Consider the following 14,801-nt stretch of genomic DNA (forward strand, 5'->3'; position numbering starts at 1 on the left):
GCACTATTTATTTTTACTGAAATATTTATAATACACTTCCATGGTCTCATTTACCATTTTCTCAACACCTTTCGATGTAATTGTCCCTCCTGTAATTCCGTCCACCTTTTGGTCTTCGAATCCAGAACCATTCTGAACAACTTTGATTGGAGTAAAACTACCATTGTTAGCGATTTTCTCACCATTGTAACGATTTTCAAAGAAGCTTTGAGAAATCTCAGCACCTAATCCAGGTGTTTCACCTTTGTGATCAAAAGAAGTACCTACGATAGTTTCATAATCATCAGCCAAAGCAATGAATCCCCAAATTGGTCCCCAAAGTCCTTTTCCAACAACTGGTAAAACAAAAAGTTTCTCTCCATCTTTTTCCGCTTCGAAAATTGGATAAAGTCTGTCGTTTACTTGTACCGTTTTATCTCTGTTTTGCTTTTGAACATCTAAACTAAATGCTTGTTTTTCTTCTGGTAAATTTTCTTGTAATGTTCCATCATGAGAAATTACATAGCTGTCTAAAATAAATTGATCATATTTCTCACTACCATCCTTACGTGTTGACTCAACACCTAAAGCAGAAAGAATGTTCATCTTTTTCTTTACTTCAACATTTGCTTTTTTCAAAGGTCCTAATCCTATAGAAAGGGATGAAAGGATCACTCCTACAACTATAACCAATATAATTGAGAAAGCAAAAGTATAACCGTTTCCGTCTTTATTAACTTTCATATCTAAGCTGTTTTAAATCGTTTTTTACGTCTAGTAATATTTGCTTGCACAACATAATGGTCAATTAATGGAGCCATAATATTCATAAACAAAATTGCCAACATCACTCCCTCAGGATAAGCTGGATTCAGAACACGAATTAAAATCGCTAATCCACCTCCTAAGAAACCATACCATAATTTACCGTATTGGGTTTGAGAAGCTGTAACTGGATCTGTTGCCATAAAAACCGCACCAAATGCAAAACCACCAATTATTAAGTGATAGTATGCTGGCATGTCCATGTATGCGTTAGCTCCAATTAAGTTCATCAATAAAGCAAAAGCAAATCCTCCTGCGAAGAAAGAAAGTATGATTCTCCATGAAGCAACTCCTGTGTACAATAATAATCCAGCTCCTAATAAAATAGCGATAACTGAAGTTTCACCAACAGAACCTGGAATCATTCCAATAATAGCATGTAATGGATCGTAAGCTCCTTCAAATTTCTGAAGCAAATCAGCACTTGACATGCTGGCTGACAGTGCTTCCCCGGCGACCATGGGCGAATCTCCAACAAAGGAAGCCATATCACCTAAAGCAGTAGCACCCGAAGCTCCATCTGGAAGAACACCTCCATTTTGAGCAATTACATCTGATGTACCAGATTTCCACACTTTATCTCCTGACATTGCTGTAGGATAAGCAAAGAATAAGAAGGCACGGGCTGTAAGCGCAATGTTTACAATGTTCATTCCTGTTCCTCCAAAAACTTCTTTACCAATCACAACTGCAAAAGCTGTTGCAACACCTACCATCCACAATGGAACGTCAGCTGGCATAATTAATGGAATCAACATTCCTGATACTAAGAATCCCTCATGAAGACCGTGTCCTCGGACAAAACCAAAGACAAATTCTATGGCTAGACCCACTCCATAAGAGACAATAATAATAGGTAAAACTTGCAGAACTCCGTACAATACTTTATCACCAAATCCTGTCAAATAGTCGCTGTATGCTCCATATTGCTCAGGGTTAAGGTAAGATTGTAATTCGTAATGCCAGTGTCCAGTATTGTATATACCAAACAATAATGCCGGAACCATAGCGATAACAACCATAAACATGGTACGCTTTAAATCGACTCCGTCACGGATATGTGAACCTTGTTCTGTTACGTGTTTTGGCGTAAACAAAAAAGTTGAGAGTGTTTCATAAAGCGGGTACATTTTCTCCCACTTTCCACCCTTCTCAAACTTTGGGTCAAGATTTTGAATGACTTTTTTTAATGCTTTCAATTTCCTAAAATTTATAAATTTAACATCTTACATGCATTCTTCTTCGATTACATCTAAACCTTCACGGATCTTTTCCTGAATAGCTATTTTAGATGTACAAACATATTCACACAATGCGAAGTCCTCTGGTGCGATTTCATAAATCCCCAGTTGCTCCATTGCATCAATATCGTTTACCATAATTGCTTTGATCAACTGCATAGGTAAAATATCAAAAGGCAATACCTTTTCCATTTCTCCTGTTACAACAAAACCACGTTGTTCACCATTTAAATTGGTGTCTAAACGACGTTTTTTGTTTGGCGTTAACCAAGTTGGAAACAATCTGTGACTAGAATACTTATCGAAACCTGGTGCAAGCCATCCTTCTGTTAAGAAGAATTTATGTTCATTTCCTTCTGGAAGAACAGTAATATGAGCATCATAGAATCCTAAGAAACCATCTTTCTCAACTGCTTTACCTGTTAAAGCGTTACCACTAACAACACGAACATTGTCATTTGTTAAACTACCATCTATAATAGTGTCTAATCGAGCACCAATGATAGTTTTATAATATTTCCTTGCACTTGCTTCTACTTCAGATCCTGTTAAAGCAACTATTCGAGAAGCGTCAAACTGACCTTCTGCGAAAAACTTACCGATAGTAACAACATCTTGAGGATTTAAGGTAAATACAAATTCTCCCTTATCGATTGGATCGAAATGGTGAATTTGTGTCCCTACATTTCCTGCTGGATGTTTACCAGAAATCTTATTGATTTCAACGTTCTTAGCATTCTGAAAACATTCATCCGAAGCACCTTTACCGTTTAAAGTAATGTTCACTTTACCATCAGTCAATTTCGCTAAAGCATTTAAACCATGCTGGAAAAATTGATCCTGACCGTGCAGAATAAAATCGTAATCTGGAGCTAATGGAGCTGAATCAAATGCAGAAATGAAAATTGATTTCGGAGTTACTGAAGGATCAGCAATCTTATCCAATGGTCGTTGTTTCACAAATGGCCACAATCCGTTTGCCAACATCGTTGACTTCACCTCTTCTCGACTAATCGATGAAGGATCTACTGGATTTACCTGAACTGCTTCATCTGTTGCGGCAACCGAAATCCGTATCTCTAAAATACGTCTTTTTTCGCCTCTCAATATTTCAGAGATTGTTCCCGTTACCGGAGACACAAACTTTACATCCTTGTTATATTTATCGTAAAACACGACTTCACCGCGCTTTACCTTCTCCCCCTCTTTTAATATGACTTTCGGGATTAATCCGTGAAAATCAGAAGGTTTTAATGCGACCATGGTAGGCTGTTTAGCCTCTACTTTTACCTGGTCGGCTTCACCGAGCAACTTGATATCAAGTCCTTTCTTAAGTCTAACCGCCTTTGACATGTTTATATAGACATTTTATTTAGTGCACAAAAATATAAATTTGTTCGAATTTAGGGGTAGTAAAAGTTGCATTAGAATGACCAATTATCAATTTAGAATCATTCTAAATAACAAATCATAAGCTATAGCCTCCATTCATAATATAATTTTTGTACATTTCAATCGTTTAACTATATTTATAAAATTAATTCTAAAAATTAAATAATGTTTTACAATAAACTTGAAACATGAATGTTGCTATAACAAAAGGAATAAAGATTACGGTTACTGCTTTGTTTCGCTCTGACCTAACGCAACTGGAAAAAAACCTATTTTTCTTCAACTACTCTATTAAAATTGAAAATCTGAGTCACAACAGAGTTCAACTTATTTCTAGGTACTGGAGAATAGTTGATTCCTTAGCACCCACTAGAATAATAGAAGGCAAAGGAGTTATTGGTGAACAACCAACATTAGAACCAGGCGAATCACACATTTATACTTCTGGATGCGACTTGTCTTCTGGACTTGGTTTTATGGAAGGGTATTATAATTTTGACACCATTAATGACCAAGGTGAAATAACAAATAATTTTAAAGTAAATGTTCCGCGTTTCACCTTAGAGTATGCTGGCAAATTAAATTAGAAAATTACTTTTTCTCAAAGTTTAAAGCCGCAGAATTTAAACAATAACGCAACCCTGTAGGTTTTGGACCATCTTTAAATACGTGACCTAAATGCCCATCGCATCGTGTACAAACCACCTCTACTCTAGTCCAACCGCCTGAATTATCAGTAACCTCAGTCACCACCTCTTCATTTAACGGCACATAAAAGCTTGGCCATCCTGTACCTGATTTGAATTTAGTTGAAGAACTAAAAAGTGGTAAGTTACAACCAACACATGTATAAGTCCCTTCTGCCTTATTGTCCCAATATTTTCCGGTAAAAGCGCGTTCTGTTCCAGCTTCACGACTCACATGATATTGTTCCTCTGTCAATTGCTTCTTCCACTCCTCATCTGTCTTGGAAATCTTCTTTATTGTATCGTCTTTTGAAAGGTACTCCGTTGTTCTATCATTAGAGGAAGCTTCAAGAGCGATTACTTCGTTTTCAATATTACCAGCGGAAATAGAAATCTCATCGCTATCACTAGTGCAAGACAAAAATGTAAAAGCAAAAAGTAAGACTGCGATATTTTTCGATATAAATTTCATTTGTTTTTTCATATTAATGTAACAATATTAATCCTTAAAATGTTCATGCAGAATAAGTATTAACTAATTTTACATATTTGAATTTATGACATACAGTAGAAATTTTTGGGCGCTTACTTTAGGAATGTTTTTCTTTATGACTTCCTTTAATCTGATTATCCCAGAATTAAATAGCTTTATTACTTTATTGGGTGGAGAAACTTACAAAGGACTCATTATTGCGCTTTTCACTGTCACAGCAGCTATTTCAAGACCTTTTTCTGGAAAAATGGCAGATACAGTTGGAAGAAAAAGCACCATGTATGTTGGCACTATTGTCAGTATCGTAATTACTTTAATCTATCCTTTTAGTGGGACTATTGCTTTCTTCTTAACACTTCGCTTTTTACATGGATTCTCAACTGGATTTCTTCCAACAGGAGCAACAGCTTTGGTAACAGATATTCTACCTATTGAAAAACGTGGTCAGGGAATGGGCGTTTTTGGAACTGGAATCGCATTAGGACTAGGTGTCGGACAAGCATTAGGAACTCCAATTGCAAACGCTTTAACAATTAATGGCCTATTTGTAGTTTCAAGTTTAACTGCTGTTCTTTCTATGATTTTAATTAAATCGGTGAAAGAAACTTTACCGAATCCTCAACCTTTTACTTTTAAGATCTTCAAAATTAAAGCAAATGATATCCTAGAAAAAAATGTTCTTCCAGCAGCAATGGTAATGTTCCTTACAACAGTTTGTACAGGACTAATTTTAGTTTTAACTCCCGACAAATCTGTTTATTTAGGAATAGATAATAAAGGATGGTATTATGTCTTTTATGTTGTTTCTACTATTGCAGTCAGATTATTTGCAGGAAAAGTTTCTGATAAAATTGGAAGACGTCAAACACTTATCCTAGGAATAGTATTCTTGATTATCGCAATGTTGATGACAGGAAATGCAAAAACAGAATTCTGGTACACCGCAGCATCATTTATATTTGGAATTGCAACGGGAATAAGTTCTCCTACTCTATTTGCCTGGATGGCTGATTTATCTCCAGCCCATAGAAGAGGAGTAGGGTCAGGAACTCTATTTATCGCATTAGAATTAGGAATTCTATTTGGAGCTGCCAGTACACTTTCCATTTATAACAATACTCCTGAAAGTTTGAACTATGCTTTTACATTCGGAGCAATCGTTGCCGGTTTAGCACTTGTTTATGTGATACTGCATTTGCTTTTTAGTAAAACTAATGTCAATTATAAAAAGTAAGCTGTTCGGATTTCATAAGTTTTAGAAAAATAGCTTCAGTAAAATTGCGTGGTCATAATGAAGTTTTAATCCATAAATCTTCTTTCTTGAATTTAATAATTACAATTCATATTACGCAAGCAAATATCTCAGATAGCATAAATGGTAAAGGAGATTAATTCTCAAAACGAAAAAAAGACGACATATAGCCGTCTTTTAATATTTTGAAAAATTTTTATTTGAATAAAAGTTTATTCAAACTCTTCATCAATTTCGTCTTCTTCATATTCTTCTTTAACTTCTTCTTTCAAGAACCCTTCGTCATCATAATCTTCATCGTCTTCGATGATTTCTTGCGCTTGACTAATTGTCATTCGTATGAGATAATAATAATCAGCAGTTTCAAACGGAAGTGCACTAACGGTATTTCCATCTTTATTTTTAAATTTAATCAGATGGTCTTCAAAACCCTCTGGGTAATTCAATTTAATCTGCTGTTTAACCAGCTTTTCTAATTTAGCGTAATCTTTTACAACTCTAGGCTTACTACTACTCATAATTTACAATTTGACAGTTTTAAAATAACATGGTAAAAGTATTAAATTAGTACAATCACCAAACTATTATAGCTAATTTTTATAAAAATTAATCTAAAAAATTTCAAGGTCAGGTGAAAAACTATTTTATAAAAAAGAACTTTAGAAATAAATTTTCTAAGATTACTCATTAAAAGCAGCAGCAATTAAGAAGAAAATGTATTTTTGTAGGAAGTACTATGGATAAATCTGAAAAAATAATTGGTGTTATTGGTGGTGGAAGCTGGGCTACTGCATTGATAAAAATACTTACAGAAAATGTATCGAAAGTACATTGGTGGATGAGAAACGAAGATGCTGTCGAGAATATTTTAAAATATCGACGAAATCTTAAATATCTACAAGCTGTTGAACTAAAGATTGAAAAAATCAATGTAACAACGAATCTTGAAGAGGTTGTAAGATCATCAGACATCATTATTCTCGCTACTCCATCTGCATTTTTATCTTCTCTATTTGAAAACTTCCCTATTGATTTATTCAAGGGGAAAACTGTATTTTCTGCTGTAAAAGGAATTATTCCAGAATATCACGCTATTCCTGCAAGATTTATTCACAAAACTTTTGATATTCCTTATGATAGAATAGGAATCGTTTGTGGACCTTGTCACGCTGAAGAAGTAGCATTAGAACGTTTATCTTACCTAACAATTGTTTGTCAGGATGAAGATATTGCGGAAGACATGGCTGATCTTTTTAAAACGAGATATATCAAAACCACAACTTCCGATGATTTATTCGGAACAGAGCTTTCTGCAATTTTAAAGAACGTTTACGCTATTGCATCTGGAATTTGTGCTGGATTAGGATACGGAGACAATTTCCAAGCTGTTTTAATCTCTAATGCAATTCAAGAAATTGAAAACTTCATCGACGAAGTGAGCCCTATTCACAGAGATGTGAAAAGTAGCGCTTATCTAGGAGATTTATTGGTTACCGCTTATTCTAAATTCTCAAGAAACAGAACTTTCGGATTTATGATCGGAAAAGGTTATTCTGTGAAAATTGCCCAAATGGAAATGGACATGATTGCAGAAGGATATTACGCCGTGAAATCTGTAATGGAGATCAATAAAAAGTTCAATGTTGAAATGCCAATCGTTGAAGCTGTCAACAACATTATCTACGAGCGTATTTCTCCTGTTATCGAAATGAAGATCTTAACGGATCGTTTATCATAAAAAAAAGGGTGATTTGTAGGGGCGATTTGTATGGGTGATTTGGTAAGGGTGATTTGCAAATCACCCCTACCTATTAAAATCACATCATACCTGGCATACCACCTGGCATTCCGCCACCCATTCCACCAGCACTTTCGTCTTCTGGCTCATCAACTATAACACATTCTGTTGTCAACAACATAGATGCGATAGATGCAGCGTTTTCAATTGCGATACGCGTTACTTTCGTTGGATCTAAAACTCCAGCAGCAAGTAAATTTTCGTATTTCTCAGTTCTAGCGTTGTAACCGAAATCGTCTTTTCCTTCAAGAACTTTTTGAACGATTACCGCTCCTTCACTTCCTGCATTTTTAACGATTTGACGTAATGGCTCTTCAACCGCACGTCTCATTATTTCAATTCCAGTTGTTTCGTCATCATTATCTCCTTTAAGGTCAATTAAACCAACCAAAGTTCTTAATAACGCAACTCCACCACCAGGAACAACACCTTCTTCAACCGCTGCACGAGTTGCTGCAAGAGCATCTTCAACACGGTCTTTCTTTTCTTTCATCTCAACTTCAGAAGAAGCTCCAACGTAAAGAACAGCAACTCCACCAGCTAATTTAGCCAAACGTTCTTGCATTTTCTCTTTGTCATAATCAGATGTAGATGTTTCCATCTGCGCTCTAATTTGAGCTACACGTCCATTAATCTCTTCCTTATTACCAGAACCATTAATGATAGTTGTATTGTCTTTGTCGATTTCAACTTTTTCAGCTGAACCTAACATATCTAAAGTTGCAGTTTCAAGTGACAATCCTTTCTCTTCAGAAATAACTTGTCCACCCGTAAGAATTGCAAGGTCTTCCAACATTGATTTTCTACGGTCACCAAATCCTGGTGCTTTAACAGCTGCTACTTTCAAAGAACCTCTGATTCTGTTTACTACAAGCGTAGTTAAAGCCTCACCATCGATATCTTCTGCGATAATCAATAATGGTCTTCCCGATTGTGCCGCTGGCTCTAATACAGGAAGCAATTCTTTCATGCTTGTAATCTTCTTGTCACAGATTAAGATATATGGATTCTCTAAATCCGCAATCATTTTCTCTGCGTTCGTAACGAAGTAAGGTGATAAATAACCTCTGTCGAATTGCATTCCCTCAACAGTTTTTACTTCAGTTTCGATTCCTTTTGCTTCCTCAACAGTGATTACACCATCGTTTCCAACAACTTTCATTGCTTCTGCGATTAATGTTCCAATTGTATCGTCGTTGTTAGCAGAAATAGAAGCGATTTGCTTGATCTTGTCATTATCTGAACCAACTTCCTTAGAAAGTTTTTTAAGCTCTTGAACAATCACCTTAACCGCTTTATCGATTCCTCTTTTCAAATCCATTGGATTTGCTCCAGCAGTTACGTTTTTTAAACCTGCTGTAATAATTGCTTGTGCTAAAACAGTTGCTGTTGTTGTCCCATCTCCTGCGATATCCGCAGTTCTTGAAGCAACTTCTTTTACCATTTGAGCTCCCATGTTTTCAACAGGATCTTTCAACTCAATTTCTTTAGCTACAGAAACCCCATCTTTAGTGATGAGTGGTGAACCAAACTTTTTACCGATAACTACGTTACGTCCTTTTGGTCCTAGCGTTACTTTAACTGCATTCGCTAATTTATCAACACCGTTTTTTAGTTTCTCTCTCGCTTTTTCGTCGAATAATATTTCTTTTGACATTTTGAATTATTTTTTTTTTAAAAGATTGTTTTAAATGTGGAGACTATGCTTGAAATACACCGTAAATATCAGCTTCTTTCATAATCAAATAAGTCTTTCCTTCAATTTTGATTTCTGTTCCAGAATACTGACCAAACAATACTGTGTCTCCTTCTTTTACCGTCATTGGCTCGTCTTTCTTCCCATTTCCCGCAGCGATAACTGTACCTTTTAAAGGCTTTTCTTTTGCTGCATCTGGAATGATAATTCCGCTAGCTGTTTTTTCTTCTGCTGGAATAGGCTCGATTAATACACGATCCGCCAATGGTTTTAATGCTGACATATTTATTATATTTTTAGTTAATTTTTTACTCAGTGGGAACGACCAATTCTGTGCCAATAGATAAACAGACTACATTTGTCAGATAGCTACAATTATGAACAAAAAAAATGTCAGCGTATATGACACACTGACATTTATTAAATGTATTTCTATATAAGACTGACTAAAAAATCAATCCGTGTAAAGCCTTTTCCTACTCACTTACATCGCCTGCTGGCACTGCTGGTTGCTCAGTATCTTGAGGAGCTGCATCATTTGCTGGTACTCCTGAAGGTTCATGATACATCAAAGTCATTGCAATACTCAATATTCCAATAATACCTGCTAAACTCCATGTTGCTTTCTCTATGAAATCATTGGTTTGTTTAACACCTCCTAATTGTTGCGCTGAACCAAAATCAGTTGATAATCCACCACCTTTTGGATTTTGCATTAAAACAAGTAACACAAGCAAAATACTTGCGATAATAATAAGTATAGTTAATAAAGTTCCCATATTTTAATTTAATTTTCTTTTCAAAGTTTCAATTTGAAGTGCAAAGAAACTCTTTTTTTCTGGAAATTTCAACAATAATTTTTCATAAGCTTCAATTGCCTTTGGATAATTGCCCTGAGCACCGTATACTTTAGCCAAGGTCTCACTCACTGGAAGCCTTGATTCATCTAGGCTTTCACGTGCTTTCTTGAGTGGAGAAAAGAACTCAGATTTTCTTTTTTCAGGGGTGAAAATTTCTTTATTTTTTTCTTTTTCTTCTGTTTTTTCTGTCGATTCTTTCACTTTTGGAGACAAATCAACTTTTTTATCTATCGATTTTTCTTTTGCTTCATTAGAAATAGATGAAATCATCCAAGAAGTGAAGGATTTTTTATCTTCATTCAAATCATAAGAAGATTCCCCATCAAATTCAATCTTATTTTTAAAATCAACATTTTCTTCTTCCGAAATATAATCTTCGGCTAGCGTTTCTGAATTTAAAGGTAAGTCAAACTCAATTGATGCAGATTCATACTCTTCCTCTCTCTTTTCTGGACGATCTAACTTTTTAAGCTTTTCAAAATGATAAGTATCAGCCTCTAATTCATCTATTTCTATAAAAATTGAAGAACTTATAGCATGTGCTAAAATATCGCGCTCTAAATCACTTACATTTTTAAGCTTATCCGAGAGATTAGCAAATCTGCTTTTCTCCGCCTTTGACTCCTCTTCAATTTCTTGTTCTGAATCACTACCTGTCTCGTCAACAGAATCAATTAAACTTTTATCAATAGAAACTTTTTCAGCTTCGAGAGACTCTTTATCTACATTCTCATTTGGATTAATTAAATTATCTTCTACACTTACTGAATTATCAGCATTGTAAGTCGAAACTTGGATAACTCCTTCCTCAAGCTCATCCTTTGAAACTTCTTCTGTTATTGAAACATTCTCTTCTACATGGATAATAGTTTCTTGATCTGAGTCTATTTTTGGCGCCTCAACCTCAATTAATTCTTCCTTCAGCTCCTCTTGTGGCTTCTCTACTTCTGGAATATTAACAGTAACTACCTCTTCATATGGAGATTCTTCTAAAACAGCCTCAGTTTCTAATTCCTCATTAATTTCTGCTTGATTCTGATTACCCAAAATAGGTTCAGTTTGACGAATTTCCTCTTCAACTGAATGAACTAAATAGAACAATTGAGATCGATCAGGAACCTTATACGCATGGTTCTTTAATTCAGATTCAAATTGAATAGTTTTGTGAAGCGCTAAACCTTTGAGATACAATTGAGAAAATATCGCAGTAAATGGATACCTTTTCGCCAATTGACGTAACTCTTCCAAATCTTCCAATTTAATCATTGAAGGATTATCAATTCTATGTGATATTTCTACGAAGTTTAGCATTACCAATTCGAAAGTAACTTATTTAAAACATCTTGCACAATTTGTTCATTGATTTCTTCCAATAATTGTTGTTGAATTGCTCCTACATCTTGTGAAGCATCAAAATCTGCAAAACGTGAACTGCTTAACTCCATTACATCTTCTTCTGGTGCTGAAATAAAAATCTGAAAACTTGATCTAATTGTAAGCCTGTTTTTTACCTCTGCTGCATTCTCTTGCAATGACAAAGGTGTAATATCATAGGAATTCACAGATCCCGTTATGGTAATCTGAGGATCATCGGACTCTTCAGAAACCAAAGTTAGCCCTACTCTATTTTGAATTCCATCCTTTATTAACTCTGAAAGCTCAGAAGAATAACTAATTGGAGCATTGGCCGCTTTATTCTCTAAAGTGGTAACCATAAAACGTTTCCATTCAGGTGGAACACTTCCATCTCGAAAAGACAAACTCGTTGGCCAACAAGCAGTAAAAAGTAAAGCTGTTGTTAATAAAAGAAATTTTTTCATAGTGAAGCTTTAGCCTATTTTAAGTTATACTCTTTGATTTTCCTGTACAAAGTTCGCTCTGAGATCCCTAATTCCTTTGCTGCATCTTTTCTTTTTCCATGGTGTTTTTCTAAAGCTTTCTTTACAAACTCCATTTCACGTTCTTCCAAAGACAAAGATTCTTCCACTTCTATGTGGTCTTGATAATCACTGTCAACAATCGTAACTTCTTCTTGCGAAGCATATTCTCGTTCTTCTCGAACTTCATCTCGAACTCCTGCTTCTAACAATTTCTTGCTGTCTTCATTCGAAATATCAGTATAAACACGATTTAAAACATCTTTTTGTGTTCCTGTTAAATCAACGTCTTTATTCCCATTAAGCAATTCAATCACAAGCTTTTTCAACTCGTTCATGTCCCTTTTCATGTCAAACAAAAACTTATAAATCAATTCTCTATCTGAAAAAGAATCATTTTCTTGAGACTTACCCTCAACAAGCGCGGGAACACCAGAAACAACATCTTCTGGTAAATAAAACTTCATTTTCTCTAGCGTAATCTCACGCTCATTCTCAATAACGGAAATTTGCTCCACAATATTTTTCAATTGTCTAATATTTCCGGGCCATGGATAATTGGTCAATGCAATTACTGCATCATCCACTAATTTTATCGTTGGCATTCTATATTTCTCTGCAAAATCTGCAGCGAATTTTCTAAACAATAAATGAATATCTTCTTTTCGTTCCTTTAATGGCGGAAGTTTTATCGGAACTGTGCTTAAACGATACAATAAATCTTCTCTAAATTTATTCTTACGAATAGCTTCAGCCATATTTTCGTTTGTAGCCGCTACAACTCTAACATTTGTCTTAATTACTTTAGAAGAACCTACACGAATAAATTCACCCGTTTCTAAAACACGCAGTAATCGAACTTGGGTTTGCTGAGGTAATTCAGCTACTTCATCCAAGAAGATTGTACCACCGTCTGCTTCTTCAAAATATCCCTTTCGACTTCCGCTAGCACCTGTAAAAGCACCTTTTTCATGTCCAAAAAGCTCTGAATCAATAGTTCCTTCAGGAATTGCACCACAGTTAACGGCAATATAACTCCCGTGTTTTCTAGTACTTAAATGGTGAATAACTTGAGGAATGATTTCCTTTCCTGTTCCACTTTGCCCTGTCACTAAAACCGAAATATCAGTTGGTGCAACTTGAGCTGCAACCTCCAAAGCACGATTTAAACCTGGCGCATTTCCAATTATTCCAAACCTCTGTTTGATTTGCTGAATATTCATATCATCAATAGATTATTAACCTTCAACAATTTCTCCCTTTAAGGAAGCTTTATTACAATCTGTAATGCGAACCATTACATAATCCCCCGTTTTGGAATCTTTGCGATCAAAGATTACTTTTAGATTACGGTCTGTTCTTCCCATCATTTGTTCTTTAGAACGTTTTGATTCAGTCTCAACCAATACCTCTTCGATTTTTCCAATTTGAGCTTTGTTCATCGCTAAACTATGCTCATGTTGAAGAGTAATAATTTCCTCCAACCTTCTTTGCTTCTCCTCTTCTGGAATATTGTCTTCATACTTTCTTTCTGCTAAAGTCTTTGGACGCTCAGAATATTTATACATATAAGCAGTGTCATATTTCACTTCTCGCATAATTGAAAGCGTTTCTTCATGCTGCTCTAAAGTTTCATCACAGAACCCTGTTATGATATCTGTTGTAATTCCACATCCTGGAATAATACGGTTAATAGCTTCAATTCTATTCATATACCATTCACGCGTATAACCTCGATTCATTTTCTTTAAAATATCACTATTCCCAGATTGAACTGGTAAATGAATATAGTTACATATATTTTTGTGCTTTGCAATTGCATACAAAACATCATCGGTCATATCTTTAGGATGAGAAGTAGAAAAACGGATTCTTAAATCTGGATGAACTTCAGCAACCATTTCTAGCAATTGTGCAAAGTTTGTGGTTGGATTTGATTCATCTTTAATTTCACCTTTACTCGTCATATTCCAACGGTAAGAATCTACGTTTTGACCTAATAAGGTTACTTCTCTGTATCCAGAATTAAATAAAGCACCACATTCTTGAACAATTGTATGTGGATCTCTACTTCTTTCTCTTCCTCTAGTAAAGGGAACAACACAGAAAGAACACATATTATCGCAACCACGTGTAATACTCACAAATCCAGTTATTCCGTTTTTATCTAAACGCACTGGACTAATATCTGCATAAGTTTCATCACGAGAAAGCAAAACGTTTACTGCTTTTTGTCCTCCCTCAACTTCTACAATCAAACCTGGTAAATCTCGATAAGAATCTGGACCTGCAACAATATCAACTAATTTTTCTTCTTCAAGCAAATTAGTTTTCAAGCGTTCAGCCATGCAACCCAAGATCCCAATTATTAATCCTGGTCTTTGTTTCTTAGCTTTATTAAATTGTCTTAACCGATTTCTAATTCTTTGTTCTGCATTATCACGAATACTGCAAGTATTAATGAGTATTAAATCTGCTTCCTCCGAATTCTGAGTTGTTGAAAAACCATCATTTACTAATATCGACGCTACGACTTCACTATCAGAAAAATTCATAGCACATCCATAGCTTTCTAGGTATAATTTCCTACCTCCCTCAGCCTTATTCATTGAGATTGCTTCGCCTTGGCGAGCCTCATCCATATCTTTATCTAAAACGATTCCCATTGGTGAATTTCAATTTTATGAAGGACAAAGATATAT

At 35.2% G+C, this 14,801-nt stretch carries 15 protein-coding genes; 3 read left to right on the forward strand and 12 right to left on the reverse strand.

Annotation, left to right across the window (positions count from 1 at the left end; translation table 11 throughout):
• Positions 1 to 3: 3 nt before the first annotated feature.
• From nqrC to ERX46_RS12740, 3 genes are read right to left on the reverse strand one after another with little or no spacing between them, the layout of a single operon-like run.
• Entirely contained in the window at positions 4 to 723 is a 720-nt protein-coding gene (gene nqrC / locus ERX46_RS12730; protein ID WP_130094251.1) for an NADH:ubiquinone reductase (Na(+)-transporting) subunit C, read from the reverse strand.
• Between the two features lie 2 nt (positions 724 to 725).
• Positions 726 to 2,003 (reverse strand): NADH:ubiquinone reductase (Na(+)-transporting) subunit B, encoded by a 1,278-nt coding sequence (locus ERX46_RS12735; RefSeq protein WP_130094252.1) that lies wholly within the window; start codon positions 2,001 to 2,003, stop codon positions 726 to 728.
• Positions 2,004 to 2,030: 27 nt separating this feature from the next.
• Positions 2,031 to 3,398 (reverse strand): Na(+)-translocating NADH-quinone reductase subunit A, encoded by a 1,368-nt coding sequence (locus tag ERX46_RS12740; RefSeq protein ID WP_130094253.1) that lies wholly within the window; start codon positions 3,396 to 3,398, stop codon positions 2,031 to 2,033.
• 227 nt (positions 3,399 to 3,625) lie between these two features.
• On the opposite strand from ERX46_RS12740, the gene apaG reads away from it, so the two are divergent.
• Positions 3,626 to 4,024, forward strand: a complete 399-nt coding sequence (gene apaG, locus ERX46_RS12745; protein WP_130094254.1) for a Co2+/Mg2+ efflux protein ApaG — start codon at positions 3,626 to 3,628, stop codon at positions 4,022 to 4,024.
• Between the two features lie 4 nt (positions 4,025 to 4,028).
• Here the strand turns inward: apaG and msrB are convergent, their stop codons facing one another.
• Complete coding sequence (gene msrB, locus ERX46_RS12750) at positions 4,029 to 4,595, reverse strand: peptide-methionine (R)-S-oxide reductase MsrB (protein ID WP_130094255.1); 567 nt, start codon at positions 4,593 to 4,595, stop codon at positions 4,029 to 4,031.
• A gap of 85 nt (positions 4,596 to 4,680) precedes the next feature.
• On the opposite strand from msrB, the gene ERX46_RS12755 reads away from it, so the two are divergent.
• Positions 4,681 to 5,850, forward strand: coding sequence for an MFS transporter (locus tag ERX46_RS12755; RefSeq protein ID WP_130094256.1), 1,170 nt, complete (start codon positions 4,681 to 4,683; stop codon positions 5,848 to 5,850).
• Between the two features lie 230 nt (positions 5,851 to 6,080).
• On the opposite strand, the gene ERX46_RS12760 is transcribed toward ERX46_RS12755, so the two are convergent.
• Positions 6,081 to 6,386, reverse strand: a complete 306-nt coding sequence (locus tag ERX46_RS12760) for a hypothetical protein (protein ID WP_130094257.1) — start codon at positions 6,384 to 6,386, stop codon at positions 6,081 to 6,083.
• Between the two features lie 218 nt (positions 6,387 to 6,604).
• On the opposite strand from ERX46_RS12760, the gene ERX46_RS12765 reads away from it, so the two are divergent.
• A complete protein-coding gene (locus tag ERX46_RS12765; protein WP_130094258.1) occupies positions 6,605 to 7,606 on the forward strand; it encodes an NAD(P)H-dependent glycerol-3-phosphate dehydrogenase in 1,002 nt (333 codons plus the stop codon).
• Positions 7,607 to 7,685: 79 nt separating this feature from the next.
• Here ERX46_RS12765 and groL read toward each other — a convergent pair whose 3' ends face one another.
• The 7 genes from groL to miaB all read right to left on the reverse strand — a co-directional run bounded on the left by groL (position 7,686) and on the right by miaB (position 14,765).
• Complete coding sequence (gene groL, locus ERX46_RS12770) at positions 7,686 to 9,323, reverse strand: chaperonin GroEL (protein ID WP_130094259.1); 1,638 nt, start codon at positions 9,321 to 9,323, stop codon at positions 7,686 to 7,688.
• A 43-nt stretch (positions 9,324 to 9,366) separates the two neighbouring features.
• Complete coding sequence (locus tag ERX46_RS12775) at positions 9,367 to 9,645, reverse strand: co-chaperone GroES (RefSeq protein ID WP_130094260.1); 279 nt, start codon at positions 9,643 to 9,645, stop codon at positions 9,367 to 9,369.
• A gap of 193 nt (positions 9,646 to 9,838) precedes the next feature.
• Entirely contained in the window at positions 9,839 to 10,141 is a 303-nt protein-coding gene (secG, locus tag ERX46_RS12780; protein ID WP_130094261.1) for a preprotein translocase subunit SecG, read from the reverse strand.
• A gap of 3 nt (positions 10,142 to 10,144) precedes the next feature.
• Positions 10,145 to 11,533 carry a tetratricopeptide repeat protein gene (locus ERX46_RS12785; RefSeq protein ID WP_130094262.1) on the reverse strand — a complete coding sequence of 463 codons (1,389 nt, stop codon included), beginning with the start codon at positions 11,531 to 11,533 and terminating at the stop codon, positions 10,145 to 10,147.
• Entirely contained in the window at positions 11,533 to 12,042 is a 510-nt protein-coding gene (gene lptE, locus ERX46_RS12790; protein ID WP_130094263.1) for an LPS assembly lipoprotein LptE, read from the reverse strand. Before lptE ends, ERX46_RS12785 begins: the two co-directional genes overlap by 1 nt.
• Before the next feature lie 14 nt (positions 12,043 to 12,056).
• Positions 12,057 to 13,322: a sigma-54 interaction domain-containing protein gene (locus ERX46_RS12795; RefSeq protein WP_130094264.1), complete on the reverse strand. Its 1,266-nt coding sequence runs from the start codon at positions 13,320 to 13,322 to the stop codon at positions 12,057 to 12,059.
• Positions 13,323 to 13,337: 15 nt separating this feature from the next.
• The gene (gene miaB / locus ERX46_RS12800; protein ID WP_130094265.1) at positions 13,338 to 14,765 is read right to left on the reverse strand and encodes a tRNA (N6-isopentenyl adenosine(37)-C2)-methylthiotransferase MiaB; all 1,428 of its coding nucleotides are present in this window, start codon (positions 14,763 to 14,765) and stop codon (positions 13,338 to 13,340) included.
• Positions 14,766 to 14,801: the final 36 nt, after the last annotated feature.

It is taken from the genome of Brumimicrobium glaciale (assembly GCF_004152935.1).
GTDB classification, from domain to species: Bacteria; Bacteroidota; Bacteroidia; order Flavobacteriales_D; family Crocinitomicaceae; genus Brumimicrobium; species Brumimicrobium glaciale.

Excerpts from the sequence above, each read along its gene's own strand:
- nqrC (WP_130094251.1), bottom strand. The coding sequence starts at position 723 with ATGAAAGTTAATAAAGACGGAAACGGTTATACTTTTGCTTTCTCAATT.
- ERX46_RS12755 (WP_130094256.1), top strand. The coding sequence starts at position 4,681 with ATGACATACAGTAGAAATTTTTGGGCGCTTACTTTAGGAATGTTTTTC.
- secG (WP_130094261.1), bottom strand. The coding sequence starts at position 10,141 with ATGGGAACTTTATTAACTATACTTATTATTATCGCAAGTATTTTGCTT.
- ERX46_RS12775 (WP_130094260.1), bottom strand. The coding sequence starts at position 9,645 with ATGTCAGCATTAAAACCATTGGCGGATCGTGTATTAATCGAGCCTATT.
- miaB (WP_130094265.1), bottom strand. The coding sequence starts at position 14,765 with ATGGGAATCGTTTTAGATAAAGATATGGATGAGGCTCGCCAAGGCGAA.
- apaG (WP_130094254.1), top strand. The coding sequence starts at position 3,626 with ATGAATGTTGCTATAACAAAAGGAATAAAGATTACGGTTACTGCTTTG.
- ERX46_RS12795 (WP_130094264.1), bottom strand. The coding sequence starts at position 13,322 with ATGAATATTCAGCAAATCAAACAGAGGTTTGGAATAATTGGAAATGCG.
- lptE (WP_130094263.1), bottom strand. The coding sequence starts at position 12,042 with ATGAAAAAATTTCTTTTATTAACAACAGCTTTACTTTTTACTGCTTGT.
- ERX46_RS12785 (WP_130094262.1), bottom strand. The coding sequence starts at position 11,533 with ATGCTAAACTTCGTAGAAATATCACATAGAATTGATAATCCTTCAATG.
- ERX46_RS12760 (WP_130094257.1), bottom strand. The coding sequence starts at position 6,386 with ATGAGTAGTAGTAAGCCTAGAGTTGTAAAAGATTACGCTAAATTAGAA.
- msrB (WP_130094255.1), bottom strand. The coding sequence starts at position 4,595 with ATGAAATTTATATCGAAAAATATCGCAGTCTTACTTTTTGCTTTTACA.
- groL (WP_130094259.1), bottom strand. The coding sequence starts at position 9,323 with ATGTCAAAAGAAATATTATTCGACGAAAAAGCGAGAGAGAAACTAAAA.
- ERX46_RS12765 (WP_130094258.1), top strand. The coding sequence starts at position 6,605 with ATGGATAAATCTGAAAAAATAATTGGTGTTATTGGTGGTGGAAGCTGG.
- ERX46_RS12740 (WP_130094253.1), bottom strand. The coding sequence starts at position 3,398 with ATGTCAAAGGCGGTTAGACTTAAGAAAGGACTTGATATCAAGTTGCTC.